The organism is Micromonospora sp. KC606, from assembly GCF_004348675.1.
Taxonomy (GTDB): Bacteria; Actinomycetota; Actinomycetes; order Mycobacteriales; family Micromonosporaceae; genus Micromonospora.
The window spans coordinates 1-24,349 of the sequence record NZ_SMKN01000075.1; the positions used below are offsets into that span (position 1 = coordinate 1).

23 protein-coding genes and 2 pseudogenes are annotated in these 24,349 nt (G+C 73.1%); 13 read left to right on the top strand and 12 right to left on the bottom strand.

The genetic code is table 11. The annotated features are described in order from the left end of the window. From E1193_RS16255 to E1193_RS16265, 3 genes are all read left to right on the top strand, one after another. Nucleotides 1-788: L-lactate permease (locus tag E1193_RS16255; RefSeq protein WP_207922730.1), on the top strand; the 788-nt coding region annotated here is incomplete at its 5' end. A gap of 115 nt (nucleotides 789-903) precedes the next feature. Continuing rightward, nucleotides 904-1,278: a PadR family transcriptional regulator gene (locus E1193_RS16260; protein ID WP_132184036.1), complete on the top strand. Its 375-nt coding sequence runs from the start codon at nucleotides 904-906 to the stop codon at nucleotides 1,276-1,278. Further along, nucleotides 1,275-2,636 (top strand): permease prefix domain 1-containing protein, encoded by a 1,362-nt coding sequence (locus E1193_RS16265; RefSeq protein WP_132184037.1) that lies wholly within the window; start codon nucleotides 1,275-1,277, stop codon nucleotides 2,634-2,636. The genes E1193_RS16260 and E1193_RS16265 overlap by 4 nt, the downstream gene beginning before the upstream one ends. Before the next feature lie 63 nt (nucleotides 2,637-2,699). Here E1193_RS16265 and ligD read toward each other — a convergent pair whose 3' ends face one another. From ligD to E1193_RS16295, 6 genes and pseudogenes are all read right to left on the bottom strand, one after another. Continuing rightward, on the bottom strand, nucleotides 2,700-3,659 hold the full coding sequence (gene ligD / locus E1193_RS16270; protein ID WP_132184038.1) for a non-homologous end-joining DNA ligase: 960 nt from the start codon (nucleotides 3,657-3,659) through the stop codon (nucleotides 2,700-2,702). Between the two features lie 85 nt (nucleotides 3,660-3,744). Then, nucleotides 3,745-3,927 carry a hypothetical protein gene (locus tag E1193_RS16275; RefSeq protein WP_132184039.1) on the bottom strand — a complete coding sequence of 61 codons (183 nt, stop codon included), beginning with the start codon at nucleotides 3,925-3,927 and terminating at the stop codon, nucleotides 3,745-3,747. Nucleotides 3,928-4,298: 371 nt separating this feature from the next. After that, nucleotides 4,299-6,464: an MMPL family transporter gene (locus E1193_RS16280; protein WP_132184040.1), complete on the bottom strand. Its 2,166-nt coding sequence runs from the start codon at nucleotides 6,462-6,464 to the stop codon at nucleotides 4,299-4,301. Nucleotides 6,465-6,477: 13 nt separating this feature from the next. After that, nucleotides 6,478-7,038, bottom strand: a complete 561-nt coding sequence (locus tag E1193_RS16285; protein WP_132184041.1) for a TetR/AcrR family transcriptional regulator — start codon at nucleotides 7,036-7,038, stop codon at nucleotides 6,478-6,480. A 78-nt stretch (nucleotides 7,039-7,116) separates the two neighbouring features. After that, nucleotides 7,117-7,335, bottom strand: a pseudogene (locus tag E1193_RS16290) (helix-turn-helix domain-containing protein); the annotation flags it as partial. A 31-nt stretch (nucleotides 7,336-7,366) separates the two neighbouring features. Then, on the bottom strand, nucleotides 7,367-8,623 hold the full coding sequence (locus E1193_RS16295) for an erythromycin esterase family protein (protein ID WP_132184043.1): 1,257 nt from the start codon (nucleotides 8,621-8,623) through the stop codon (nucleotides 7,367-7,369). A gap of 194 nt (nucleotides 8,624-8,817) precedes the next feature. Between E1193_RS16295 and E1193_RS16300 the strand changes: the two genes are divergently transcribed. Then, on the top strand, nucleotides 8,818-9,009 hold the full coding sequence (locus E1193_RS16300; RefSeq protein WP_132184044.1) for a DUF2795 domain-containing protein: 192 nt from the start codon (nucleotides 8,818-8,820) through the stop codon (nucleotides 9,007-9,009). A gap of 94 nt (nucleotides 9,010-9,103) precedes the next feature. Here E1193_RS16300 and erm read toward each other — a convergent pair. Both erm and E1193_RS16310 read right to left on the bottom strand, forming a co-directional pair. Beyond that, nucleotides 9,104-9,883: pseudogene (gene erm / locus E1193_RS16305) on the bottom strand (ErmE/ErmH/ErmO/ErmR family 23S rRNA (adenine(2058)-N(6))-methyltransferase); the annotation flags it as partial. Nucleotides 9,884-10,372: 489 nt separating this feature from the next. Beyond that, entirely contained in the window at nucleotides 10,373-11,272 is a 900-nt protein-coding gene (locus E1193_RS16310; protein ID WP_243707709.1) for a Gfo/Idh/MocA family oxidoreductase, read from the bottom strand. Between the two features lie 186 nt (nucleotides 11,273-11,458). Between E1193_RS16310 and E1193_RS16315 the strand changes: the two genes are divergently transcribed. Continuing rightward, nucleotides 11,459-11,854 carry a hypothetical protein gene (locus E1193_RS16315; protein WP_132184046.1) on the top strand — a complete coding sequence of 132 codons (396 nt, stop codon included), beginning with the start codon at nucleotides 11,459-11,461 and terminating at the stop codon, nucleotides 11,852-11,854. Next, nucleotides 11,847-12,269, top strand: coding sequence for a hypothetical protein (locus E1193_RS16320; RefSeq protein WP_132184047.1), 423 nt, complete (start codon nucleotides 11,847-11,849; stop codon nucleotides 12,267-12,269). The genes E1193_RS16315 and E1193_RS16320 overlap by 8 nt, the downstream gene beginning before the upstream one ends. 31 nt (nucleotides 12,270-12,300) lie before the next feature. On the opposite strand, the gene fabG is transcribed toward E1193_RS16320, so the two are convergent. Further along, nucleotides 12,301-13,059 carry a 3-oxoacyl-ACP reductase FabG gene (fabG, locus tag E1193_RS16325; protein WP_132184048.1) on the bottom strand — a complete coding sequence of 253 codons (759 nt, stop codon included), beginning with the start codon at nucleotides 13,057-13,059 and terminating at the stop codon, nucleotides 12,301-12,303. A 100-nt stretch (nucleotides 13,060-13,159) separates the two neighbouring features. Next, entirely contained in the window at nucleotides 13,160-14,809 is a 1,650-nt protein-coding gene (locus E1193_RS16330; RefSeq protein ID WP_132184049.1) for an alpha-amylase family protein, read from the bottom strand. 112 nt (nucleotides 14,810-14,921) lie between these two features. On the opposite strand from E1193_RS16330, the gene E1193_RS16335 reads away from it, so the two are divergent. Next, nucleotides 14,922-15,536: a DUF1349 domain-containing protein gene (locus tag E1193_RS16335; RefSeq protein ID WP_132184050.1), complete on the top strand. Its 615-nt coding sequence runs from the start codon at nucleotides 14,922-14,924 to the stop codon at nucleotides 15,534-15,536. 95 nt (nucleotides 15,537-15,631) lie between these two features. Continuing rightward, nucleotides 15,632-16,303 (top strand): DedA family protein, encoded by a 672-nt coding sequence (locus tag E1193_RS16340; protein WP_132184051.1) that lies wholly within the window; start codon nucleotides 15,632-15,634, stop codon nucleotides 16,301-16,303. 51 nt (nucleotides 16,304-16,354) lie between these two features. Here E1193_RS16340 and E1193_RS16345 read toward each other — a convergent pair whose 3' ends face one another. Further along, nucleotides 16,355-17,077, bottom strand: coding sequence for a YidC/Oxa1 family membrane protein insertase (locus E1193_RS16345; protein ID WP_132184052.1), 723 nt, complete (start codon nucleotides 17,075-17,077; stop codon nucleotides 16,355-16,357). 80 nt (nucleotides 17,078-17,157) lie between these two features. Next, entirely contained in the window at nucleotides 17,158-17,469 is a 312-nt protein-coding gene (locus E1193_RS16350) for a DUF6412 domain-containing protein (RefSeq protein ID WP_243707711.1), read from the bottom strand. Nucleotides 17,470-17,620: 151 nt separating this feature from the next. Between E1193_RS16350 and E1193_RS16355 the strand changes: the two genes are divergently transcribed. The 5 genes from E1193_RS16355 (at nucleotide 17,621) to E1193_RS16375 (ending at nucleotide 24,343) form a co-directional block, all read left to right on the top strand. Beyond that, nucleotides 17,621-18,754, top strand: coding sequence for a glutamate--cysteine ligase (locus tag E1193_RS16355; RefSeq protein WP_132184053.1), 1,134 nt, complete (start codon nucleotides 17,621-17,623; stop codon nucleotides 18,752-18,754). Nucleotides 18,755-18,778: 24 nt separating this feature from the next. Next, nucleotides 18,779-20,158 (top strand): FAD-dependent oxidoreductase, encoded by a 1,380-nt coding sequence (locus tag E1193_RS16360; protein WP_132184054.1) that lies wholly within the window; start codon nucleotides 18,779-18,781, stop codon nucleotides 20,156-20,158. Between the two features lie 213 nt (nucleotides 20,159-20,371). After that, nucleotides 20,372-21,808 (top strand): RICIN domain-containing protein, encoded by a 1,437-nt coding sequence (locus tag E1193_RS16365; RefSeq protein WP_132184055.1) that lies wholly within the window; start codon nucleotides 20,372-20,374, stop codon nucleotides 21,806-21,808. Nucleotides 21,809-21,970: 162 nt separating this feature from the next. After that, complete coding sequence (locus tag E1193_RS16370; RefSeq protein WP_132184056.1) at nucleotides 21,971-23,392, top strand: WGR domain-containing protein; 1,422 nt, start codon at nucleotides 21,971-21,973, stop codon at nucleotides 23,390-23,392. An 84-nt stretch (nucleotides 23,393-23,476) separates the two neighbouring features. Next, entirely contained in the window at nucleotides 23,477-24,343 is an 867-nt protein-coding gene (locus E1193_RS16375) for an aminoglycoside phosphotransferase family protein (RefSeq protein ID WP_132184057.1), read from the top strand. Nucleotides 24,344-24,349 lie beyond the last annotated feature (6 nt).

The following is a 24,349-nucleotide window of genomic DNA, read 5'->3' on the forward strand; positions in this document are numbered from 1 at the left end:
CGGTGGCCCTCGCCAGTCGCGAGGCGGTGGCCCCGGATCGGTCGGACGCCCCGGCCGAGGTCTGGCGGGCGTACGCCCCGTACCTGGTGATCGTGGCGATCTTCGGCCTGTCGCAGGCGCCCGCGGTCGCGGACGCGCTCAACGCGGTCACCGTGACCTTCGACTGGCCGGGACTTCACCTGCTGACCGCCTCCGGCAAGCCGTCGTCGCTGCCTGTCTTCCGGCTCAACTGGCTCTCCTCGCCGGGCACGCTGCTGCTGCTGGCCGGCCTGGTCACGATGGCGATTCTGCGGGTCACGCCGCGCGCCGCGCTCGCCGCGTACGGGCAGACGCTGTCCTCGCTGCGCTGGGCAATCCTGACCGTCTGCGGGCTGTTGGCGCTGGCGTTCGTGATGAACGGCAGCGGGCAGACCGCGACGCTCGGCACCTGGATGGCCGGCGCCGGTAGCCTGTTCGCGCTGCTCTCGCCGGTGCTCGGCTGGCTGGGCGTGGCGCTCACCGGCTCGGACACGTCGTCCAACTCACTGTTCGGCGCGCTCCAGGTCACCGCCGCGCACCGCGCCGGCCTGGACCCGGTGCTGCTCGCCGCGGCCAACGCGTCCGGCGGCGTGGTCGGCAAGATGATCTCGTTGCAGAACCTGACGATCGCGGCGAGCGCGGTGGGGCTCAGCGGCCGCGAGGGCGACCTGTTCCGCCGCATGTTCGGCTGGAGCGTGGTGTTGATCTGCGCGATGGCGTTGCTGGTCGGCTTGCAGGCAACCCCGGTGCTGGGCTGGATGGTGCCGTAGCGGCGAACCGCCGCGCTCACCGCACCGAAGCACATGACCCACCTCCCCGGCGGGATTGCGCGGCCGGCATACCTAGAACTACTATGCATTGCAGTTCTAGGGATAGGTGGGTCAGATGCACATCACCAAAGACCTCGTCGCAGCCTCGGCCACACCGCTCGTGCTGGGGATCCTCGCCGAGGGCGAAAGCTACGGCTACGCGATTCTCAAGCAGGTCAACGACCTGTCGGGCGGGCAACTGGAGTGGACCGACGGTCTGCTCTACCCGCTGCTGCACCGCCTCGAGCGGCTCGGGCACGTCGAGTCGGACTGGCAGACCCCACCCGGGGGACGCCGCCGCAAGTACTACCGCATCACCGACCAGGGCCGCGCCGAGCTCGCCGAGCAGCGCCGCCAGTGGGCCACGGTCGTCGACGCCCTGCGGAGCGTCTGGAGCGCGACCCCGGCCATCACGCCGATCATGACACCGGCCTGGGAGGCGGGACGATGACCGTCGACAGCGAACTGGAGGGCCAGATCGCCGAGTGGCGGGCCTACATGGACCGCCGCCGGGAGCTGCGCCACACCGATGCCGAGGAGCTGGAAGACCACCTGCGCAGCCGGATCACCGAGCTGACCGAGGGCGGGCTTCGCACCGACGAGGCGTTCCTCATCGCCGTCAAACGCATGGGCAGCCTCGACGACCTGTCCCGCGAGTTCGCCCGCGAGCACTCCGAGCGGCTGTGGAAGCAACTCGTACTGCCCGCAGAGCCGGAGGCGTCCGCCGCCCGTACCCGCCGCGAGCTGCCGGTCATGGTCCTCTGCGCGGCCGTGGCGGCGCTGGCCATCAAGGTGCCCGGCCTCTTCGGGCTCGACATGTCCGACCACAACGGCAGCTTCTACGCGCGCAACATCAGCCTGTTCGCGCTGCCGGCGCTGGCCGCCTACTTCGCCTGGCAACGCAGGGCCGGCATCCGCCTCATCGGGGTGCTCGCGGCGCTGTTCGTCCTCGGCGCGGTCGCCGCGAACGCGTACCCGCTGGCCGACGACTCGCAGAGCATCGTCCTCACGGCGATCCACCTGCCGATCGCGCTGTGGTTGGTCGTCGGCGTCGCCTACGCCGGCGGCGACTGGCGTTCAAACCGGCGGCGGATGGACTTCATTCGGTTCACCGGGGAGTGGCTGATCTACTTCGCCCTCCTCGCGCTGGGCGGCGGCGTGCTCACCGCCTTCACGATGGGCACCTTCCAGGCCATCGGCCTCGATGCCGAGGGGTTCGTCAGCCAGTGGCTGCTGCCGTGCGGCGCCATGGCGGCGGTCGTCGTGTCGGCCTGGCTGGTCGAGGCCAAACAGAGCGTCATCGAGAACATGGCACCCGTGCTGACCCGCGTCTTCACGCCGCTGTTCGCCGCCACCCTGCTGGCCTTCCTGGTCGCCTTCATCTGGACCAACAACGGCATCGACGTCGAGCGCGACGTCCTCATCCTCTTCGACCTGCTGCTCGTCATCGTCCTGGGCCTGCTGCTGTACGCCATCTCCGCCCGTGACCTCACGGCCCGGCCCGGCCTCTTCGACCGCCTGCAACTCGTGCTCGTCGTCGCCGCCCTGGTCATCGACGTCCTCGTCCTGCTGGCGATCACCGGCCGGATCACCGAGTTCGGCTTCAGCCCCAACAAGACCGCCGCGCTGGGCGAGAACCTCATCCTGCTCACCAACCTGGCATGGTCGGCATGGCTGTTCCTCGGTTTCACCCGGGGCCGCCTGCCCTTCGCCCGGCTGGAACGGTGGCAGACCCGCTACCTGCTCGTGTACGCCGCCTGGGCCTGGACCGTCGTCCTCGCCTTCCCGCTGGTGTTCAACTTCCGCTGACCACGGTCACCGACCGCTGCGGCCCGGGTCCGGCGACCCGGGCCGCTGCGCGGCGTACCGGGATCAGTCGGCGGCCCGCCGGGCCCGGGCCCGGCGCTTTCCCTCGTGCATGGCCTGGACCCGGGCCACCGGAATGGTCCGCCCCTCAGCCACCAGGTCGGCGGGGAGGCGCTGCGGCGCGGGCATCGCCGCCGCCCACGGGTCGCGGTCGGCGAGCAGCTTGGGCACCGTCCGCACGGTGAGGTCGGCCGGAGTCACCGCGTCCAGGTCGTCCCAGGCCACCGGGAAGGAGACCGGCAGCCCCGGTCGTACCCGCGGGCTGTACGCGGCGACCACCGTCGCGCCGTGCGCGCGGGTCGCGTCGACGAAGACCCGGCCGCCCCGGTCCTCGCGGATGAAGGCGGTGGTCGCCAGCGCCGGGTCGAGGCGCTCGGCGTGCACCGCCAGGGCACGGGTGGCGGCGGCCGCCTCCTCGGCGGTGGTCGCCGCCACCAGCGGGACGAAGACGTGCAACCCCTTGGACCCGCTGGTCTTCACCGCTCCGGCCAGGCCCGTGTCGGCCAGCGCCCGACGGACCAGCGCGGCGGCCCCGACGACGAGCCCGAACGCCTCCCCCTCGGGCGGGTCGAGGTCGAGCACCAGGTGGGTCGGGTGCTCGGGACGTGCGACGGTGGACAGGGTGGGGTGGTACTCGACGGCCCGCTGGTTGGCGAACCAGAGCAGGGTGCGCCGGTCGTCGCAGAGGGCGTACGACACCTGCCGGTGGGACGCCTCCGCCCAGACGTCGGTACGGCGTACCCACTGCGGGGTGTACCTCGGCAGGTTCTTCTGCATGAACGGGCCCTGGCCGCGCAGCAGCCGAACCACCGACAGCGGCCGGTCGGCCAGGCCGGGCAGGATCCGCTCGCGGACCGCGTCGAGATAGTCGACGAGGTCGCGTTTCGTGACGTCACCGCCGGCGAGCAGCGGCTGGTCCAGGTTGGTCAGTCCGACCCCGTCGCGCGTCTCCTCGGTGCCACCCATCCGCTCACCCTGGCGGGCATGCCGGCCCGCCGCAAGCCGACGCGGCGGGCCGCCCGCGAACGGGTCGGCGGGCGGCCGGCGCAGCTCAACCGGCCGGCTCGGGTACGGCGGCCGCCGCAGCTCGGCCGACCGGCGCGGACACGGCACCCGGCGCGGACACCGGGCGGGTGGGCCGGCGCAGCGTCGCCAGCGCCACCAACAGCGCGGCGGCGACCAGGGCCGCGGCGACGGTGAACGCGGTCCGGTAGCCGGCGGCGAGCGCCTCCACCTCGGCCCAGCCCGCGCCCCGCAGGCCGTCGCTGCGCGCGGCGGCGAGGGTGGCCAGCGCGGCCAGCCCGAGCGCGCCGCCGACCTGCTGGGTGGTGTTGACCAGCCCGGACGCGAGTCGGCGTCGGCCGGGTCGGCGCCGGCCATGGCGAGGGTGGTGACCGCCGGCAGGGTCAGCCCGCCGGCCAGCCCGAAGACCAGCGTCGCCGGGAGCACGTCGGTCAGGTACCGGCCGTCGGCCGGCAGCCGGGCCAGCAGCAGGAACGCGAGGACCGCCAGGCCCAGCCCGGTGAGCAGCACGGCCCGTCCGCCGTACCGGGCGAGCAGCCGGCGGGCTTCGTCGCGGCGGACCGCCGCGACGGGTGCACGCGGTCAGACGGCCGACGGTTGCTTCTCCAGGTGGGCGCGTAGGCCCTCGCCCTCGATGTCGACGTTGGGCAGGACCCTGTCCAGCCCACGGGGAAGCCACCAGGCGGCGGTGTCGAGCAGCGACATCACCGCCGGGACGATGGTCATCCGGACCACGAACGCGTCGATGGCGACGCCGACGGCCAACGCGAAGCCCATCGACTTGATGACCGGGTCGTCGAGGAAGACGAAACCACCGAAGACCGAGATCATGATCAGCGCGGCGGCGGTGACCACCCGGGCGCCGTGCCCCATCCCGTTGATGGTGGCCTGCCGGGCCCCGTCCCCGTGCACGAAGTCCTCCCGCATCCGGGAGACCAGGAACACCTCGTAGTCCATGGCCAGGCCGAACAGGATGCCGATCAGCAGGATCGGCAGGAAACTGACCAGCGGGCCCGGGGTGTCCAGGCCGAGCAGGCCGGCGAGGTTGCCCTGCTGGAACACCCAGACGGTGATGCCGAAGGTGGCGGCGACGGTGAGCAGGAAGCCCAACGCCGCCTTGACCGGCACGAGGATCGAGCGGAACACCAGCATCAGCAGCAGGATCGACAGGCCGACCACGAGCAGCAGGTAGACCGGCAGCGCGTCGGTGAGCTTCTCGGAGACGTCGATGCCGATCGCGGTGACTCCGGTCAGCAGCACCTGGGCGCCGCCGATCGAACCGACCTTCCCACGGACGTCGTGGACCAGCGTCTCGGTGACCGCGTCGGTCGGCCCGGTCCTGGGGATCACGCCGAGCAGGGCGGTACGTCCGGACGGGTCGAACTGCGGCGGGCTCACGGCCAGCACGTTCTCCGTCCGCTGGAGCAGCGCGGTGACCTGGGGGACGGCGGCCTGGGTGGTCTGCGGCGAGTCGGCGGTGACGACGACCGCGAGCCGGCCCGTGAGGCCGGGGCCGAAGCCCTCCCGGATCAGGTCGTTGCTGACCCGGGCCGCGCTGCCCTGCGGCGCGGTGGCGGCGTCCGGCAGCGCGAGCCGCATGTCCTGGGCGGGCAGCGCGAGCAGCCCGAGGCCGAGCACGCCGGCCAGGATCACCGGGACGCGCAGCCTCGTCACCCAGCGCGCCCAACGGAACCCGAACCCGGAGCGGTCCTTGGTCGCCGGCACGGTGTGGTTGTCGCGCAGCCTGCGGGGGAGCACCTGCCGGCCGGCGAAGCCGAGCAGCGCCGGGGCGAGGGTGATGGCCACGAGCACCGCCACGGTGACGGTGCCGGCGGCGGCCAGACCCATCACGGTGAGGAACGGGATGCCGACCACGGCCAGGCCGGCCAGGGCGATGACCACGGTGGCGCCGGCGAAGACCACGGCGGAACCGGCGGTGCCCACGGCCCGGCCGACCGCCTCCTCCGGCGTCAACCCGTCGAGCAGGTTCTGCCGGTGCCGGGAGGTGATGAACAGCGAGTAGTCGATGCCGACGGCGAGACCGAGCATCAGGGCCAGGATCGGCGCGGTGCTGGTCAGCTCGGCGGCACCGCTGAGCGCGTACAGCCCGGCCATGCCGACGCCGACGCCGATCAGCGCGTTCAGCATGGTCATCCCGGCAGCGACCAGGGAGCCGAAGGTGATCACGAGGACGATCGCGGCGACCAGCACGCCCAGTGCCTCGGTGGAGCCGACCTCGGGCTCGGTGTTGAGCACCTCACCGCCCGGCGCCACCTGCCAGCCCTGTGCCTCGGCCCGCGCGCCGACCTTCTCGTACGCGTCGCGCTGGGCGTCGGTGATGTCGTCGGCACCGCTGGCGAACTGCACCTGGACCAGGGCGTACCGGCCGTCGGGGGAGAGCGCCTGGACCTGGAACGGGTCGACGGCGCCGACCACGCCGGGCAGGGTGGCCGCCTCCTGGACGACCTGCCCGACCACGGCCTGCCCCTCGGGCGTGCCGAGCTGGCCGGGGGCGGGTGCCTTCACCGCGATGGTGCCGGTGGCGCCGCTGGCCGCCGGGAACCGTTCGGCGAGCAGGTCGAGTGCCTGCTGCGACTCGGTGCCGGGCATGGTGAAGTTGCTCGCCATCGGGCCCTTCAGCGTCGCCGCGGCGAGGCCGAGGCCGACGAGTACGACGAGCCAGACGGCGACGACGAGTCGCCGGCGGCGCAGTGAGGCCCGGCCGAGCCGGTACAGCAGGGTCGCCATCAGAACCTTGTCCTCAGTGGTTGACGGTGGGGTCGAGAGGGGCGAGCACCCGGCGGGCGACGGCCAGCAGGGCGGGGCGCAGCTCGTCCTCGGGGACGTCGACGAACTCGGCACACGCCTCGGAGATTCCGGCGAGCAGCACCATGGCCGTGATTCGGTCCTCCAGCCTGCCGGTGTGGCCGGAGACCGCGTCGATCAGCCGCTCGGTGATCTGCTGGACGTGGGCGAAGGCCGGCTGTGCCAGCAGTTCGGGGAACTCCCCACGAAGCAGGGCGATCTCCCGGCGGAAGCGCACCGCGAGATCGACGAAGCCCTCCGCGCCGACGCGCTGGGCCTCGGCCCCGCCGACGGGGGCGAGCCGCTCGTCGAGCTGGCGCAGCACCTCCAGGGGCTTGCCCAGCAGCTCGGCGAGCAGGGCCTCCTTGCCCGCGAAGTGGTAGAGCACGGTCGCCTTGGAGCAGCCGACCTCGCGGGCGATGTCCTGCAACGAGGTGCCCCGGTAGCCGGTCACCGCGAACCGCCGGGCCGCCGCGGCCAGGATCTCGTCGTGCGTCTGCGGGGTGTCGCGTGCCATGCCCCCAGCATGCCTGACCGATCGGTCAGGGGCTGACCGATCGGTCAGAATGATCGGGTGGTGTTCGCCACACGGCGCTCAGTCGTCGCCGGCGCCGTGCTCCCGGTCGTACGCCGGACGCGCCGCGCTGATCGCCAACCGGTGCCGCTCGGCCCAGTCGGTGAGGGCCACCAGGGACTCGTAAAGCTCCAGCGCCATCGGGGTGGCGGTGTACTCGACCCTGGGTGGCACGGTCGGGTACACCTTCCGGTGCAGCAGGCCGTCCCGTTCCAGGTTGCGCAGGGTCAGCGTGAGCACCCCCTGCCGCCGGCGGCAGGGGGCTTCGCGGTCAGACGCCAGCCGGGTAGGTCTGCATCTCGCCCAGCGCGGTGCAGGCGGGCAGCGGGTGCAGGGCGGTGGTCTCGTCGCACCAGACGAAGGCGTCGTACCGGTCGGCCAGCCGGGTCGGCACGTAGTTGCCCCAGGACTCGTAGCTCGGGTCGTAGACCACCCCGATCGCCCGGTGGTCGATGGTGCTGGTGGCCCACTCCGGCTGGTCCGGGCCGCCGAAGACGAGCACCGCCCGCTCCGGCATCAGCTCGTGCAGCCGCCGCTCCAGCGAGCCCTCCCGGGCCGGCGGCACCACCATCGCCTCCGCCGGGGAACCCCAGCGCGGCGCCGCGATCACCGTCCCCCGGTAGCTGCCGAAGCCGACCAGCACGACCCGGTCCCGGCCCAGCCGTTCCCGGGCGAGCTGGCCGATGTTGACCATGCCGTCGGCGGCCATGTCGGTGGCCCGGGCGTCACCGACGTGGGTGTTGTGCGCCCAGACGATGCCCCGGGAGTTCGGGCCGTAGTGCTCCAGCAGCCGATCCAGTGTGTCGGTCATGTGCCGGTCGCGGACGTTCCAGGACTCCGGGCCGCCGTGCACCATGGCCCGGTAGTAACGTTCCGCGCCGGCCACCACCTCCGCGTTCTGCCAGGCCGCGAAGGCGTCCGGGCCGTCCGCCGCGGCGTGTTCCCGGGTACGCGTCAGCAGGCGCACCACCTCCTCCTCGCAGCGGGCGGAGACGAACCGGCTGGCCGCGCCGTACTCCTCGACCCGCCTGCCGTACGGCTCGAAGCATCGGTACGCGTCCTGCGCCGCCTCCAGCGAGCGGGGGTCCTCCTCGCCCAGGTAGTCGAGGATGGCCCGCATGGACTCCCAGAGGCTGTAGACGTCCAGGCCGTGGAAACCGGCCCGCTCACCCGCCGGGCGCGCCATGTTCCAGGCACGCAGCCAGCGGCAGAAGCGATCCACCTCGGCGTTCGCCCACATCCAGGTGGGCCAGCGCTCGAACCGCTCCAGTGCGCTCCGCGCGTCGGCCGCCCCGCCGGGAGCGCCGGTCACCGACCGGTTCACCCGGTCGCAGTCCGGCCAGTCCCCCTCCACCGCGACGAACGAGAAGCCCTGTTCGGCGATGAGCCGCCGGGTCAGCTGCTCGCGCAGCCGGTAGTAGTCGTAGCTGCCGTGCGTGGCCTCCCCGATCAGCACCACCCGGGCGTCCCGGACACGCGCCAGCAACGGGTCGAAGTCACTCGGCGCGCCGAGCCGCTGAACCAGCATGGCCTGCGGCTACCCGGGGGGTCGTCGGGCAAACCCGGCCACCCCCGGGCCACCGGGCCGGCCCCCGCTGCTTGAGGGCCGGCGCGACCGGCGCGCACGGGCCACCGGCGAACCGGCCGGACGGCCCGGCGGCGGCCCGTGCGGCGGCCCGTGTGACAACGGTGTGTCGGGCCACTGAGCGGGTAGCCGGCGGCATGACCGTCACCGGGGCGCAGTTGCAGGAGTACCTGACCGGGCTCGACTACCCGGTCTCCCGTGCGGATCTGGTCCGTCGGGCCCAGGAGAACGGGGCCAGCACCGAGCTGCTCCAGTTCCTGATGGCCCTGCCCGCCGAACAGTTCACCGACCCGGCGGAGCTGAACGACGCCCTCGCCACGCTGGACTGACCGGGGCCGTCGGCGCGGCGCCGTCGCGGCCGCGCCGCCCGGCGGGGCCCGAACCGGACGGGCGCTGCGCGGCGGCACCGGGGTCGACGGCGTGCAGCAGTCGGAACAGGACCAACCACTGTTCGGGCCAGACCAGCCCGACCGGTGTGGCCGGGTCGAGCCGGGCAGCCCGCAGCGCCCCGTCCACCCGGGGGTACGCCGTGCGCAGCGAGGCCGCCAGCGACCCGCCGACCCCGCCGAAGCCCCGCTCCACCATCCGCCGGTACGCCGGCAGCGACGCCGTCGGCAGCAGCGGCTCGGCCCGACGCTCGATGCGCAGGATGCCGCCGTCGACCGACGGCGCCGGCCGGAACGCGGAGCGGGGCACCCGGCCGGCGAGCCGCCAGTGGTGCTCGGGCCAGGTGAGCACCGTCAACCGGCTCCACCGACCGTGGTCACCGGTGCGCTTGCGGGCGTACTCCAGTTGGGTGAGCAGCGTCGCGGCGCGCAGCCGGGGCGCGGCCAGGCACCAGCGGACCACCGCCGCGGTCAGCGACCAGGGAATGTTGCCGACCACCGAGAACGGTTCGTCGGGCGGGGTGGCGGCGAGGAAGTCCTGCTGCCGGTGGGTGACCCGGGGCAGCGCCGCGCCGAGGGCGGCCAGATCCGGCGCGACCGCCGGGTCCACCTCGTACGCGATCAGCCGCCGGCACCGGGCGGCGAGCGGGCGGGTGAGCTGGCCGCGTCCGGCCCCCACCTCCACCAGCAGATCGTCGGGATTGGGTCGGGCCGCCCGGACCAGGCGCGCGACGGCGGCCGGGTCGGCGAGGAAGTTCTGGGACAGCACGCGACGGGACCGGTCGCGTGCGGTGGTACGGGGTCGGCGGGGCGCCACGCGGATCGTCCTGTCTGTCGCCGGTCGGCGACGGGTACGGACAGGCCACGCCACGGCGGGCCGGTCCGAGCGGTCGGGACTCGGACGGCCCTGGGGATCGACGCGGAGCACACCACGCGCCGCTGCCGCTGACCGCCGCGTACGCGAATTCCCGGGCGGCGCGATCGCGCCGCGTCGGGGTCACCCTCGTGTCGGCGGGGTGCGGAGTGCTCCGCAGCGGACGCGCGACTCGGGCGGACGGTGGCGGTGTGGGCGCGACCGGCCGACCCGCACGGCGGGCGGCGGTGTCGCGCGGGTCAGCTCAGGCGCGGTGGGCGTGCCGGCCGGCCAGGGCCGGGCGCCGGACTCGCGGACGGGCGACCAGAAGGAGGCCCCGCGTGGCCGGCGCGGCGGCCACGTCGATCAGGGCGTAGGCGCACATGCCGGCCAGGTTAGCCACCGGTCCGGTTCCCCGCGACGGAATATCGGCTCACCCGGCCCGGCCCCGGCTCAGAGTTCCATGGTGCGGCCGGCGCGGCGGGCGGCCTCGGCGGCGGCCAGGATCTCCACCACCTCCCGGCCGAAACGCACGTCGCAGCGGTGGTCGCGGGTGCCCGCGTCGATCTCCTCGATGAGTTGGTCGATCGCCGCGCCGAAGGCGGCCAGCACACTGCCGTCGCCGGGCGGGACGATCACGGCGCCGTTCTCCCCGAAGAAGACGAGGTCCCGGGTCGTCGCCTCGGGCGGCGCGTCCAGGGTGAGGGAGAGGGCGCTGGTCGCACCGCCGTCGTGGGTGAGCAGCAGGTGCACCAGGCCGCTCGGCCCGTCCATGGCGGCGACCCGGGTCACCCGACCGAGCACCGGCAGGATGATCGACAGCGCGTGCGGGCCGATGTCCCACAGCGCGCCGTGCTCCCGCCGCCACCGGGAGCCGCCGTACGGGCTGCCGGGCTGGTAGATCGAGGCGAACAACGTCGCCCGGGCGTGCTGCCAGCCACCGGCCGCCGCCGTCGAGGCGAGGAACCCGGTGATGTTGGGGTGGAACCGCTGGGTGAAGAAGACCACCGAGGCGACCCCGGACTGCTGCGCGGCGGCGACCACCCGGTCGGCGTCGGCCAGACCGAGGGCGAGGGGCTTGTCCAGCAGCAGGTGCCGGCCCGCGACGGCGGCGCGGACGGCGATGTCGGCCTGCACGTCCGGCGGGAGCGCGACGGCCACCGCGTCACAGGCGTCGAGCAGGGCGTCGACGTCGTCGTACGCCGGCACACCGTGCCGGCCGGCCAGTTCGGCGACCTTCTCCGGGTTGCGCCCCCAGACCCCGACGAGTTCGGCGTGTGGGTGCGTATCGATCGCCGCCGCGTGCGTCTCCGCCGCCCAGTGGCCGGTGCCGAACAAACCGAACCGCAACACGAGGTACCCCCGGTGTCGTCGTCGGCCACGGCGATCCCGCGGCCCGTGGTCCATCACGCTAGTCGCCGTTCCCGCCCCGCCGCAGCCGACGTGGCGGGGCCGTCCGTCCGGCGACCGGGCCGGCGGCGGGTGGGTCGCCGGTCAGTACGCTGTCCCGGTGACCGAGACCGGGACCGGACGCCCCCGATGACCAGCGCAGCCTCGACCGGCTCGCCGGTGGACGGGATCCTCTCGACGGCAACGATCGTACTGTCGCTCGTACTCGCGCTGTGGAGCCTGGTGGCGGCGGTGCGCCACCGGCCACCGGACCGTTCGCAGTTCGTCGGCCTCGCTGTCCTGGAGTGCGCGCTGCTCGTGCTGGCCGTGGTGGCGCTGGTCGGGCTCGGCCGGGGTGAGCGGCCGGGCGAGCCGGGCGCGTTCTTCGGCTACCTGGTGACGCTGGTCTGTCTGCCGCCGCTGGCGTGGGTGCTGGCGAGGATGGAGCCGACCCGGTGGGGTTCGGCGATCGTCTGCGCGGTCTGCCTGGTCACCCCGGTGGTGGTCGTCCGGCTCCAGCAGACCTGGGCGGTCGTCGGTGGCTGACGCCGGCGCTCCGGCCGGGCGGCTGGCCACCAACTCCGGCCCCGGCCGGCTGCTGATCGCGGTCTACATCCTCTTCGCCATCGCCGCAACCTCGCGGGCGGGGTTACAGATCGCCACGAGGTTCGACGAGGCGCCGGTGGCGTACCTGCTCTCCGCGCTGGCCGCGCTGGTCTACATCGTGGCCGCCCTCGGGCTGGCCCGGGCCGGGCACGCCGGCCGTCGGGTCGCGCTCGCCTGTTGCTCGGTGGAGCTGGCCGGGGTGCTGGGCGTCGGCGTGCTCAGCCTGGTCGACCCGGGCCTCTTCCCGGACGAGACGGTCTGGTCGGGCTTCGGCAACGGGTACGGCTACGTCCCGCTGGTCCTGCCGGTGCTCGGCCTGCTCTGGCTCTGGCGCACCCGCCACGCCCTCCGCTGACGTCCGGGGGCGCGACACCCTCGGCCGGCGGTCAGCCCCGGGGGCCGCCGGCGACGTAGATGACCTGGCCGGAGACGAAGGAGGCCCCCTCGCTGGCCAGGAACGACACGGTGTGCGCGACGTCCTCGGGCCGGCCGGTGCGACGGACCGCGGTCTCGGCGGCGGCGTGCTGCTGGAGCGCCTCGAAGTCGACCTTCATCCGGGCGGCGGTGGCGGCGGTCATGTCGGTGACGATGAAGCCGGGCGCGACCGCGTTGACCGTCACGCCGAACGGACCCAGCTCGATGGCGAGGGTCTTCGTGAAGCCCTGGAGGCCGGCCTTGGCCGCCGCGTAGTTCGCCTGGCCCCGGTTGCCCAGCGCCGAGGTGCTGGAGAGGTTGACGATCCGGCCCCACCGTTGCTCGACCATGTGCTTCTGGGTGGCCTGACTGAACAGGAAGGCGCCCCGCAGGTGCACGCCCAGCACCGTGTCCCAGTCGGCGTCGGTCATCCTGAACAGCAGGTTGTCGCGGAGCACGCCGGCGTTGTTGACCAGGACGGTCGGTGCGCCCAGCTCGGCGGCGACCCGCTGCACGGCGGCCTCCACCTGGGCCCGGTCGGAGACATCGGCCCCGACGCCGAGAGCACGGCCGCCCGCGGCGGCGATCGCCTCCACCGTCTCGGCGGCGGCCGGCTCCTCGATGTCGACCACGGCCACGGCCATGCCGTCGGCGGCCAGCCGGCGCGCGGTTGCCGCGCCGATACCGCGCGCGGCTCCGGTCACGATGGCGACGCGGGGCTCCTCCGACATGATTACCTCCCGGTAACTTGTGGCTCGTCGACGGAGCTTAACCCAGGAGCACGCCGACGGGTCGGCCCCGCAATCAAGATCCACTGCCCGGTCGCGGGTGTCAGACCTCGCCGCGGCAGAGCCGGATCCAGCGGTAGCCGTACCCGGCCACCTTGAGGCTGTCCAACTTGCCCACCTCGCCGTACCCCCGGTCGGACAGCACGTCGATCGGCAGGTCCGCCTCGGGGGCGAGGACGCCGAGGTCCACCTCCACGTCGTCGGTGCCCAGGTTGTGCAGGAAGACCATGGTGCCGGTGGGCCCGTCCGCACGGTGGGCCAGCACTCCGCGCGGCATCGGCACGTCGATGTGCGTGGTGGAGCCCGACCCGATCTCCGGGGCCTCCCGCAGCGTACGGATCATCCGCTCGAACCAGCCCAGCAGCGACTTCGGGTCGCGGCGCTGGGCGGTGACGTTGACCTGCTGGTAGCCGAACTCCCCCTGGGCGACCACCGGCCGGACCAGCTTGTCCGGCTCGGCCGTGGAGAACCCCGCGTTCTCCCGGTACGACCACTGCATCGGGGTGCGGATCGCGTGCCGGCCGGGCAGCGACAGGTCCTCGCCCATGCCGATCTCCTCGCCGTACCGCAACACCGGCGTCCCGCGCAGCGAGAACTGGAGCGCGTACGCCAGCTCGATGCGCCGCCGGTCGTTGCCGAGCATCGGGGCGAGCCGGCGCCGGATGCCCCGGTCGTAGATCCGCATGTCCTCGTCCGGACCGAACTGCGCGTACACCTCGTTGCGCTGCTCGGCGGTGAGCCGGGACAGATCGATCTCGTCGTGGTTGCGCAGGAAGGTGGCCCACTGCCCGCCGGTCGGCAGCGTCGGCGTGTCCCGCAGCGCCTCGACCACCGACTCCGGATCCTGCCGGGCCAGGGCGAGCATGAGCCGCCCGTTGAGCATGAAGTCGAAGAGCATGTGGATGCGGTTGCCGGAACCTGCCTGGTCACCGAAGAAGGCGGGCAACTGGTCGGGCTCCACGTTGGCCTCGGCGAGCAGGACCGCGTCGCCGCGTCGCCACTGCACGTGCTGGCGCAGCTCGGTGAGGAACTCGAAGTCCTTGGACGAGTTCGGGTTGTTCGGTTCGGTCAGCTCGATGATGAACGGCACCGCGTCCATCCGGAAGCCGGAGACGCCGAGCTGGAGCCAGAACGAGACGATCTTCTTGATCTCCTCGCGGACCTTCGGGTTCGCGATGTTTAGGTCGGGTTGGTAACGGTAGAACCGGTGGTAGTACCAGGCCTTGGCGGTCCGGTCGTAGGTCCAGGTCTCGTGCTGCTCGCCCGGGAAGACCATGCCCTGGTGCCGGTCGGCGGGCTCGTGCTCGGACCAGACGTACCAGTCGCGGTACGGCGAGTCGGGCGAGGAGCGGGCGGACAGAAACCACGGGTGCTCGTCCGAGGTGTGGTTGACCACCAGGTCGATGATCACCCGGATGCCCCGGTTCCGCGCCTGGTGCAGCAGCTCGGCGAAGTCACCGAGGGTACCGAAGCGTGGGTCGACGTTGTAGAAGTCGGTGACGTCGTACCCGTCGTCCTTGTTCGGCGACGGATGGATCGGGTGCAGCCACAGGCAGGTCACCCCGAGCCGGGCCAGGTAGTCGAGCCGGCCGGTCAGTCCCCGGATGTCACCGAACCCGTCGCCGTCGGAGTCCGCGTACGTGTCGATGTCGAGGCAGTAGACGACGGCCTCGGAGTACCACCTGTCACCCATGCCGGCCTTATGTCTCCGATCCGCCGTCCCGGCAAACGCGAACAGTCGGCCAGCCCGAGGGTGACGGCGGGGAGGCTGTGCCCGGACGCCGCCGGGTGGGTACGGTGCCGGCATGGTGGAGCACACGCGGGCAGCACCCCGGGACGTCGACTGGAACGCTGGCGAGTGGTTACACGCCCCGGTCCGGGTGGCGCGGACCGACGGCGGTGACCTGCTGGTGGAGCCGGGCGCGAAGACGGACTTCTGGCGGCACACCAGCTACGGCTTCGTGCACGACGACGGGCCGGCGCTGCTCGCCCCGCTGCCGGCCGGCAGCGCCGTCGAGGTGAGCTTCCGGTTGGACTACGCCGAACAGTTCGACCAGGCCGGGGTGCTGGTTCGGGTGGACGAGCGGAACTGGGTCAAGGCCGGGGTGGAGGTCAGCGACGGCCAGCCGCAGGTGGGGGCGGTGGTGACCCGGGAGGTCTCGGACTGGTCGGTGGCCCCGGTGCCCGAGTGGTCGGGGCGGGAGGTGACCGTGCGGGCCAGCCGGGACGGCGACGCGCTGACCGTCCGGGCCCGGGTGGCCGACGAGCCGTGGCGGCTGGTCCGGCTAGCCCCGCTCGCGCCGGAGGTAGCGACGCTGGCCGGGCCGTTCTGCTGTTCGCCGACCCGGGGCGGGTTGACCGTCCGGTTCACCGGCTGGCGGCGGGGGCCGGCGGACCGGGCGCTGCATCCGCAGGACTGAGCCCGAAATCAGTGGACGCGGTCACCGCGAGGTGTGGCCGAGGGGCTGTGGGGGTACTACGTTCCGATCCCGGCAGTTCCTGCGGAAGGACGCCCGTGGCGCATGCCCAGAACGTCGACCCGAGCCAGTTCAGCGGGCTGACCGGGTGGGTGGCCGGCGTCATCGACTCGCTCGGTGCGTTCGGGGTGGCCGTCCTGGTGGCCCTGGAGAGCATCATCCCCCCGATCCCCAGCGAGATCGTGTTGGCCATGGCCGGCTACCTGTCCAGCGAGGGCCGGTTCCCCCTGGTGCTGATCGTGCTGGCCGCGACGGCCGGCTCGCTGGGCGGCGCGCTGGCGCTCTACTGGATCGGTGCCGTCCTCGGGGAGGACCGGCTCAAGCGCTGGTTGGACCGGCTTCCCCTGGTCGACCTGGGCGACCTGGAGAAAGCCGACCGCTGGTTCGAGCGGTACGGCCGGTGGGCGGTGCTGATCGGCCGGCTGATGCCGGTGGTACGCAGCCTGGTGTCGGTCCCGGCCGGCGCGAACCGGATGCCGTTGGGCGAGTTCGTGCTGCTCACCACGCTGGGCAGCGGGGTGTGGAACACGTTGATCGTCGGCGCGGGCTACGCGCTCGGCACCCGCTGGTCGGACGTCGACCGGTACAGCAGCTGGTTCAACTACGCCATCTTCGCGGTCTTCGCCTTCATGGTCGCCAGTTGGACCGTTAAGAAGGTACGCCGACGGCGGGCCCGGCGGGAGCGGGACTCCGTGGCCACCGGCCGCTGACCGGCGCCGCCGCTGACCGGGTCGCCTCCCGGAGGCGACCCGGCCGCCTCGTCACGCCTCGGCGGGAACCGGCCGCGGTCGGCGCAGCACCGTCTGCTCCGCCACCGTCAACGCCGTCGTGGTCACCAGGTAGAGCACCGCCGCCAGCGGCACCACCAGTGCGACCAGCACCGTCCCGTACGGCAACAGCGGGATCAACCGGCCCGCCACCGCCGCGCCCGGCCCCTCGGTCGGAGTGGCGGCCAGCGTGCGCCGCGACCGCCGGGACAGCAACCAGGCCAGCCCCGTCAGCGCCACCAGCAGCACGCCGAGGACCGGCAGCGCCGCGCCGGTGAACCCGTCGGTCAGCTGCCAACCCAACGGCACACCCGCCAGCGGTTCGGCGAGCAGCCCCGCGTGGCCGTTGCCCAACGCGAAGAGCCGGTACATGACCAGGAAGAACGGTGCCTGCAACAGCGCCGGCAGGCAGCCGGCCACCGGGGAGGCACCCGCCCGCCGGTAGAGCGCGAACAACTCGCGTTGGAGGGTGGCGGGATCCTCGGCGTACCGCTGTCGGAGCGCACGGACCTCGGGGGCGAGCGCCGCGCGGCGCCGCTCCCCGCGAACCTGGGCCAGGGTGAGCGGCGAGATCAACAGGCGGACGACGACGGTGAACAGGACGATGGCGGCGGCCGTGGACGCCCCGCCGGCGAGCGGCGCGAGCAGCTCGGAGAGCCAGGTGACGGCGGCGCCGGCGGCGCTCACCGCGTCGTGCACGGGTGAGAAGGCGAGCATGGGTTGACCCCTCGGTCCGGTTCCGGGTGTCCCACGGCGGGGACGGATGACGACGGAACCGGTCGGGCGGGGGCGCGGAATCAGCCCGCCGCCGGGCACCACCCGACCGGGAGGACCGGCCCGGGCGCCCGGGGCCGCGGACGACCCGCCGCGTCCGGGTCGACCTGGCGCGGGACCCGCCGCCGCGCCCGGTCCCGCAGCGCCACCGCGCGACGCACCCCACGGGCCGGCCCGCCGGGCAGCCGCGGACACGCCGCCACCAGCGCCGTGAGCAGCAGCGCGGCCACCACGGCCGCGCCGGCCAGCAGCTCGGTCGGCCGGTCCGCGAGCAGCGTCAGCTCGGCGAGCGCGTACGCCCACAGACCCGTCACCGCCAGCAGCAGACCCGGCACGGCACCAGCCTAGGGGTCGCCGTCCACCGAGCCGTCCGATCGCGACACGCGGCCCGACGCGCCGGGCCGCGTTTCCGCTCCTGACCACCCTGGGTAACCAGAACCCGACCGGCCAGGACACCCCCGCCGGCACGAAACGGACGGTGACGTGATGACCAGCCAGGTGGCGGAGGCGACGACGAGCCCGCACGGCACCGACCTGCTGACGGTCGGCGTGGAGGAGGAGTTCCTGCTCGTCGACCCGAACACCGGGGCCGCCGTGCCCGCCGTCGATCTGGTCATGGAGCAGGTGCCGCCGGAGCTGCGCGGCCAGGTGCAACGGGAGTTCCAGACCAGCCAGATCGAGATCGGCAGCCCGCCCGGTCTGGAGCTGAGCTCCATCCGGCACTCCCTCGGGATGCTGCGTGCCGAGCTGGCCGACGCCGCCGAACGGGCCGGTGTACGGCTGCTCGCCATCGGCACCGGCCCGGTGGAGGGCCCGGTTCCGCCGGTGGTCGACAAGCCCCGCTTCGACCGGATGATCGAACGGTTCCGGCTGCTGGTGCCCGGCCCCGGCAACAACGGCATGCACGTGCACGTCGGGGTGCCCGGCCCGGACCCCGGGGTGCAGGTGCTCAACCACGTCCGGCCGTGGCTGCCGGTGCTGCACGCGGCCACCGCCAACTCGCCGTTCGCCGGCGGCACGGACACCGGGTACGCGAGCTGGCGCTCGGTGGAGTGGGAACGCTGGCCGTCGGTGGCCCCGACGCCGTACCTGGCGTCACACGAGCACTACCAGCGGCTGATCCGGCAGCTCATCGCCAGCGGCGTGATGCTCGACGAGGGGATGCTCTACTGGTATGCCCGGCTGTCGGCCAAGTATCCGACGGTGGAGATCCGCATCGGCGACGTCTGTCCCTCGGTGGACGACGCGGTGCTGGTCGCGGCCCTGGTCCGGGCCCTGGTGGCGACCGCCATGGCGGACATCGCCGAGGGGCGGCCGGCGACCAACACCGAGCATCACCTGCTGGTCGCCGCGCACTGGCGGGCCGCCCACGACGGGCTGGAGGGCGACGGCGTGGACGTCGCCAACGGCGAGCTGCGGCCCGCCTGGGAGCTGCTGGACGAGCTGGTCGACCGGGTTCGCCCGGCGCTGGACTGCCACGGCGACCTCGCCGAGGTGACCGACCTGCTCGGCGGGCTGCGCCGGCACGGCACCGGCGCCGCCCGGCAGCGGGCCGTGTACGCGCGCACCGGCCGGCTGGAGGATGTGGTGGCCGACGTCGCGCGGCAGACCCGAGGCTGATCATTCCGTGGGAGACTGGGCACCGTGGCGCAGCGGCTGATCGTCATCGGCGGGGACGCCGCCGGGATGGCGGCGGCCTCGCAGGCCCGCCGCCGCCGGGGTCGCGACGACCTGGAGATCGTCGCCTTCGAACGGGGGCACTTCACCTCGTACTCGGCGTGCGGCATCCCGTACTGGATCAGCGGCGTCGTCAAGGAGCGCGACCAACTCATCGCCCGCGATCCGGCGACCTTCCGCGACGAGTTCGACATCGACGTGCGGCTGCGCACCGAGGTCACCGGCATCGACCTGGGCCGCCGCGAGGTGGTCGCCCGGGACCTGGACCGTGGCGGGCAGCTCCGCGAACGGTTCGACACCCTGGTGTACGCCACCGGCGCGCTCCCGGTGCGGCCGGACTGGGCGGACGACGGGGTCGCCGGGGTGTTCGGCATGCAGACCCTCGATGACGGCGCCGCGCTGCGCGAGTGGCTGGACGCCGAGCCGCGGCCCCGCCGGGCGGTGGTCGTCGGCGGCGGCTACATCGGGGTGGAGTTGGCCGAGGCGCTGATCCGGCGCGGTCTGACCGTCACGCTGGTGGAGCAGGGCGAGCAGCCGATGTCGACGGTGGATCCGGACATGGGCGCCCTGGCCGCCGACGCGATGCGCACGGTCGGCATCGACGTCCGGACCGGTGTCGAGGTGACCGGGGTCGAGGAACGCGACGGCCGGGTGTCCGCGGTGGTCACCGCCGACGGGCCGATGCCGGCCGACGTCGTGGTGCTGGGTCTCGGGGTACGCCCGAACACCACCCTCGCCGGGGCCGCCGGCCTGCCGCTGGGCCCCTCCGGCGGGGTCCGGGTGGACCGGCGGATGCGGGTGCCCGGGGTGCCGGACGTCTGGGCTGCCGGCGACTGCGTGGAGACGCTGCACCGGGTCAGCGGGCTGCCGGTGCACATCCCGCTCGGCACGCACGCCAACAAACAGGGCCGGATCGTCGGGATCAACATCGGCGGCGGGTACGCCACCTTTCCCGGCGTGGTCGGCACGGCCGTGACGAAGGTCTGCGACGTGCAGGTGGGGCGGACGGGCCTGCGCGAGCGGGACGCCAGCGCCTCCGGCTTCGAGTTCGTCTCGGTGATCGCCGAGTCCACCAACCGGGCCGGCTACCACCCGGGCGCCGAGCCCATGACGATCAAGCTGATCGCCGAGCGCCCCACCGGCCGGCTGCTCGGCGCGCAGATCGTCGGCCGCTGCGAGGCTGCCAAACGGATCGACGTGCTGGCCGTGGCGCTCTGGAACGGCATGACGGTGGACGAGATGACCGCGCTCGATCTCGGCTACGCCCCGCCGTACGCGCCGGTCTGGGACCCGGTGCTGGTCGCCGCCCGCAAGGCCGTCGACGTCCTCGCCGAATCGGGTCGCTGACCGCTGCGCCGGTCGTCGACGGCGACGCCCGTTGCCGCTTCGACGACGAGGAACGCGCCCGGAGGCTCAACCAGCGGCAGCGCGTCGGCCTCTTGGCCGGCATTTTCGTGTCGAACCGTTGACGCCGTTGTTAACGCACACATATCTTCTGGTCAATTTCACGGGGCGGTGTCCAAGCCGGTTTTGCCCGCATCACCCAACGAAGGGACGCTCATGGTTCGTCGTGCCCCGCTCGTGTTCCTCGCCGTGTCCGCCGTCCTCACCGCGCTGCTCGCCGGGGTTGTGCCGGCTCACGCCGCCCCGGTCACCGTCACCAACGCGACGCAGTTCACCGACACCACCGGCGCCCTGGTGCACGCCCATGGCGGGGGCGTGATCAAGGTCGGGTCGTACTACTACTGGTTCGGGGAGAACCGTAACGCCGACAACACCTTCCGGTACGTCTCGGCGTACCGCTCCACGGACCTGAGGACGTGGGAGTTCCGCAACCACGTGCTCACCCAGGCCACCGACCCCGAGCTTGCCGTCGCGAAGATCGAGCGCCCGAAGGTCATGTTCAACAGCGCCACCGGCAAGTACGTCATGTGGATGCACAAGGAGAACGGCAGCGACTACAGCCAGGCCCGCGCGGCGGTCGCCGTCTCCGACACCGTCGACGGTGACTACGCCTGGCGGGGCAGCTTCCGGCCGCTGGGCCACATGTCCCGGGACATCACCGTGTTCACCGACGACAACGGCGCCGGCTACATGATCTCGTCCGCCCGGAACAACTACGACCTGCACATCTACCGGCTCACCGCCGACTACCAGGGCATCGGCAGCCTGGTGGCGAACCCGTGGCCGGGCGGCCACCGCGAGGCGCCGGCGATGTTCAAACGCAACGGCGTCTACTTCATGTTGACCTCCGGCGCGACCGGCTGGAACCCGAACCAGCAGCAGTACGCCACCGCGACCAGCCCCGCCGGCCCGTGGACCGCCATGGCCGACGTCGGTGATCACATCGCCTACGGCTCCCAGACCGCGTACGTCCTGCCGGTCCAGGGCACCTCGGGCACCTCGTACCTGTACCTGGGCGACCGCTGGGGCAACTCCATGGGCGGCACGGTCAGCGACTCACAGTACGTCTGGCTGCCGCTGGCCTTCCCGACCTCGCGCACCATGACCCTGCCGTGGTACCCGCAGATCTCCATCGACACCTCGACCGGCGCCGTCACCGGCGTGGGCGGCGGCCCGTACCACCACATCATCGCCCGCCACAGCGGCAAATGCGTCGACGTCTCGGACAACTCCGCCACCAACGGCGCCGCCATCCTCCAGTACACCTGCGACAGCGACCTCAACCAGCAGTGGCGGCTCCAGGACGCCGGTGGCGGCTACCACCGCATCCTCGCCCAACACAGCGGCAAGTGCCTCGACGTCTCCGACGCCGCCACCACCAACGGCGCCCGCGTCATCCAGTGGACCTGCGGCAGCGGCAGCAACCAGCAGTGGCGACTCGACGACCTGGGTAACGGCTACCACCGGCTCGTCGCCCGCCACAGCGGCAAGTGCCTCGACGTCTCCGACAACACCACCACCAACGGCGCCCGCCTCATCCAGTGGACCTGCGGCACCGGCGCCAACCAGCAGTTCCAACGCCACGTCGCCTGACCGGCACGCACCACCCCGGGCAACGGGGCCGGACCGGAGAGAGACATCCCGGTCCGGCCCCGTCCGCGTCGCCGCGCACCGTGGGTTCGTTGTCGGTGGGCGCGGTTAGCGTGTGCGTGCTGTCAGCGGTTGCGGACCTTCCCCCCCCCTCGGAGGCATCTGATGTCGCAGGAGACGACCTACCTCGAACTGTCCGAAGTGGACGGTGGAGCGCACAAGTTCTACGAGGTCGTGGTGGCGGACACCGCGCTGACCGTTCGCTACGGCCGGATCGGCGACCAGGGGCAGGTGAAGACCACCAGCTACCCGGACAACGCCCGCGCCCGGGCCGCCGCCGCCAAGAAGATCGGGGAGAAGATCCGCAAGGGATACGCCCCGGCGGTGCGCGGCGCCCGACAGAAGCGGGCGGTGTCCCGTCGGCAGATCGTCAGCACCCGTTCCACCGCCCGCACCGCCCCGGTGCTCTGGCGGTACGACTCGGGCGCGCCCGCGTTCGGCATCTTCGTCGACGGGCGGACCTGCATGGTTGGCAACGAGCACGGGGTGATCACCACCCTGGATCACGACGCGCGGCTGCTCAACCAGGTCCGGCTCCCCGACGGGGTGAAGTGCATCGTCGCCGACGACGACTGGATCTACGCGGGCTGCGACGACGGCAACGTCTACGACCTGTCCGGCAAGGTGCCCCGGGTGGCGTACGCGGTCGCCCCCGACATCGACATCTACTGGCTGGACATCCACGACGGGGTGCTGGGCGTCTCCGACCGCGAGGGCGGCATCGCCGCGATCGACCACGAGGACGAGTTCCTGTGGCGCCGACCGGGGCGCGGCCGCTCCGCCTGGATGGTCCGCTGCGACCGGGACGCCCTCTACCACGGCCACTCCCAGGGGGTGACCGGCTGGGACTGGCGTACCGGGCAGGAGCTGTGGCACACCCGCACCGGGGCGGTGCTCTTCGGCTGGCAGGAGTCCGACGCCGTCTTCGCCGGCACCGGCACCCGCGAGGTGGTGCGGCTGCGCAAGGACGGGCGGGCCGAGCGGACGTACCGGTGTGACGCCGCCGTGTTCTCCTGCGCCACCGCCGAGGGCGGCCGGTACGTCTTCGCCGGTGACAGCGCGTCCTCGATCTACTGTTTCGACGCGGCCGGCAACCGGCTGTGGAAGCTCGGCACCGGCTGTGGCTCCGCGTACTCCATGCAGTACCACCGCGAGCGGCTCTTCGTCGTCACCACCAGCGGCCACCTGGCCTGCATCGACGCCAGCGAGCCGGCGATCCGGGCCGCCGAGGCGGGCAGCGTGCCGGAGGTGGTGGACGTCAAGGCCCCCGCCCGGCTCCCCGAACCGGCCGCGTGGTCCACCGTGGAGGTGACCAGCGACGACCGGGGCGGCGTGGTGGTGCAGTGCGTCGAGGACGGCGGCCGGCTACGCATCCACGTCCTCTCCGAGGGTTACCACCGGGACTGGTCGGTGCAGTTCCCCAAGGGCATCCGGGAGCCGGGGGTGCGCTACCTGGTCACCGGGGTCCGCGAGGCGGGCCGGGGCGGCTTCTACCGGGCGTACGGGGACATCCGCCGGCTACGGTGAGCCGACCCGCCGCCGCAGCGCGGCGGGTCGGCGGCCGGCTCCGTGGCGACACGCCGGCCGGTTCCCGTGGTCCACAATTGCTCGGTGGAGATCCCCAAGGGGCTGTCGTGGGTGCGCGGAAAGCCGGCCGGGCGGGAGTGGCTGGCGACACTGCCCGACCTGCGCGAGGCGTGCGCGCGGCGGTGGTCGCTGCGGCTCGGGCCGCCCTACCCGTACGCCTTCGCCTCGTTGGCCATGCCCGCGGAGCTGCCCGACGGCACCCCGGCGGTGCTGAAGCTCCAGTGCCCCGACGCGGACAGCGTCCACGAGGCCGAGGCCCTGGCCGCCTGGGACGGCGACGCGGCGGTCCGCCTGCTCGGCCACGACCCGCAGCGCCGGGCACTGCTGGTGGAACGGTGCCGGCCCGGCACTCCCCTGCACGACCTGCCACCCGACGAGGCGCTGGACGTGGTGGCCGGGCTGCTGCCGAGGCTGTGGCGCCCGGCCGGCGCGCCGTTCACCCCGCTCGTCGAGGAGGCCGTCGGGTGGGTCGCCCGGCTGCCGGAGAGGTGGGAGCAGGCCGGCCGCCCGTACGAGCGGCGGCTGCTGGACGAGGCGGTGGGGCGGCTCACCGAACTCGTCGCCGACCCGGGTGAGCCGGTGCTGGTCAGCCAGGACCTGCACGCCGGCAACGTGCTCCGGGCCGGCCGGGAGCCGTGGCTGGTGATCGACCCGAAGCCGCTGGCCGGCGAGCGCGAGTTCTCGGCGGTGCCGATCGTGCGCGGCCCCGAACTGGGGCACTCGCCCGAGGCGGTGCGCCGCCGGCTGGACCGGATCACCGGCACGCTGGGGCTCGACAGGGAGCGGGTGCTCGGCTGGGCTCTCGGCCACTGCCTGCTCTGGGCCACCGATGGGACGACGGTGTTCCCCCAACAGATCGAGGTGGTCCGCTGGCTGGCGACCTCCCCCTGACCCACC

Excerpts from the sequence above, each read along its gene's own strand:
- E1193_RS16260 (WP_132184036.1), top strand. The coding sequence starts at position 904 with ATGCACATCACCAAAGACCTCGTCGCAGCCTCGGCCACACCGCTCGTG.
- E1193_RS16265 (WP_132184037.1), top strand. The coding sequence starts at position 1,275 with ATGACCGTCGACAGCGAACTGGAGGGCCAGATCGCCGAGTGGCGGGCC.
- ligD (WP_132184038.1), bottom strand. The coding sequence starts at position 3,659 with ATGGGTGGCACCGAGGAGACGCGCGACGGGGTCGGACTGACCAACCTG.
- E1193_RS16280 (WP_132184040.1), bottom strand. The coding sequence starts at position 6,464 with ATGGCGACCCTGCTGTACCGGCTCGGCCGGGCCTCACTGCGCCGCCGG.
- E1193_RS16285 (WP_132184041.1), bottom strand. The coding sequence starts at position 7,038 with ATGGCACGCGACACCCCGCAGACGCACGACGAGATCCTGGCCGCGGCG.
- E1193_RS16295 (WP_132184043.1), bottom strand. The coding sequence starts at position 8,623 with ATGCTGGTTCAGCGGCTCGGCGCGCCGAGTGACTTCGACCCGTTGCTG.
- E1193_RS16300 (WP_132184044.1), top strand. The coding sequence starts at position 8,818 with ATGACCGTCACCGGGGCGCAGTTGCAGGAGTACCTGACCGGGCTCGAC.
- E1193_RS16315 (WP_132184046.1), top strand. The coding sequence starts at position 11,459 with ATGACCAGCGCAGCCTCGACCGGCTCGCCGGTGGACGGGATCCTCTCG.
- fabG (WP_132184048.1), bottom strand. The coding sequence starts at position 13,059 with ATGTCGGAGGAGCCCCGCGTCGCCATCGTGACCGGAGCCGCGCGCGGT.
- E1193_RS16330 (WP_132184049.1), bottom strand. The coding sequence starts at position 14,809 with ATGGGTGACAGGTGGTACTCCGAGGCCGTCGTCTACTGCCTCGACATC.
- E1193_RS16335 (WP_132184050.1), top strand. The coding sequence starts at position 14,922 with ATGGTGGAGCACACGCGGGCAGCACCCCGGGACGTCGACTGGAACGCT.
- E1193_RS16345 (WP_132184052.1), bottom strand. The coding sequence starts at position 17,077 with ATGCTCGCCTTCTCACCCGTGCACGACGCGGTGAGCGCCGCCGGCGCC.
- E1193_RS16355 (WP_132184053.1), top strand. The coding sequence starts at position 17,621 with ATGACCAGCCAGGTGGCGGAGGCGACGACGAGCCCGCACGGCACCGAC.
- E1193_RS16365 (WP_132184055.1), top strand. The coding sequence starts at position 20,372 with ATGGTTCGTCGTGCCCCGCTCGTGTTCCTCGCCGTGTCCGCCGTCCTC.
- E1193_RS16370 (WP_132184056.1), top strand. The coding sequence starts at position 21,971 with ATGTCGCAGGAGACGACCTACCTCGAACTGTCCGAAGTGGACGGTGGA.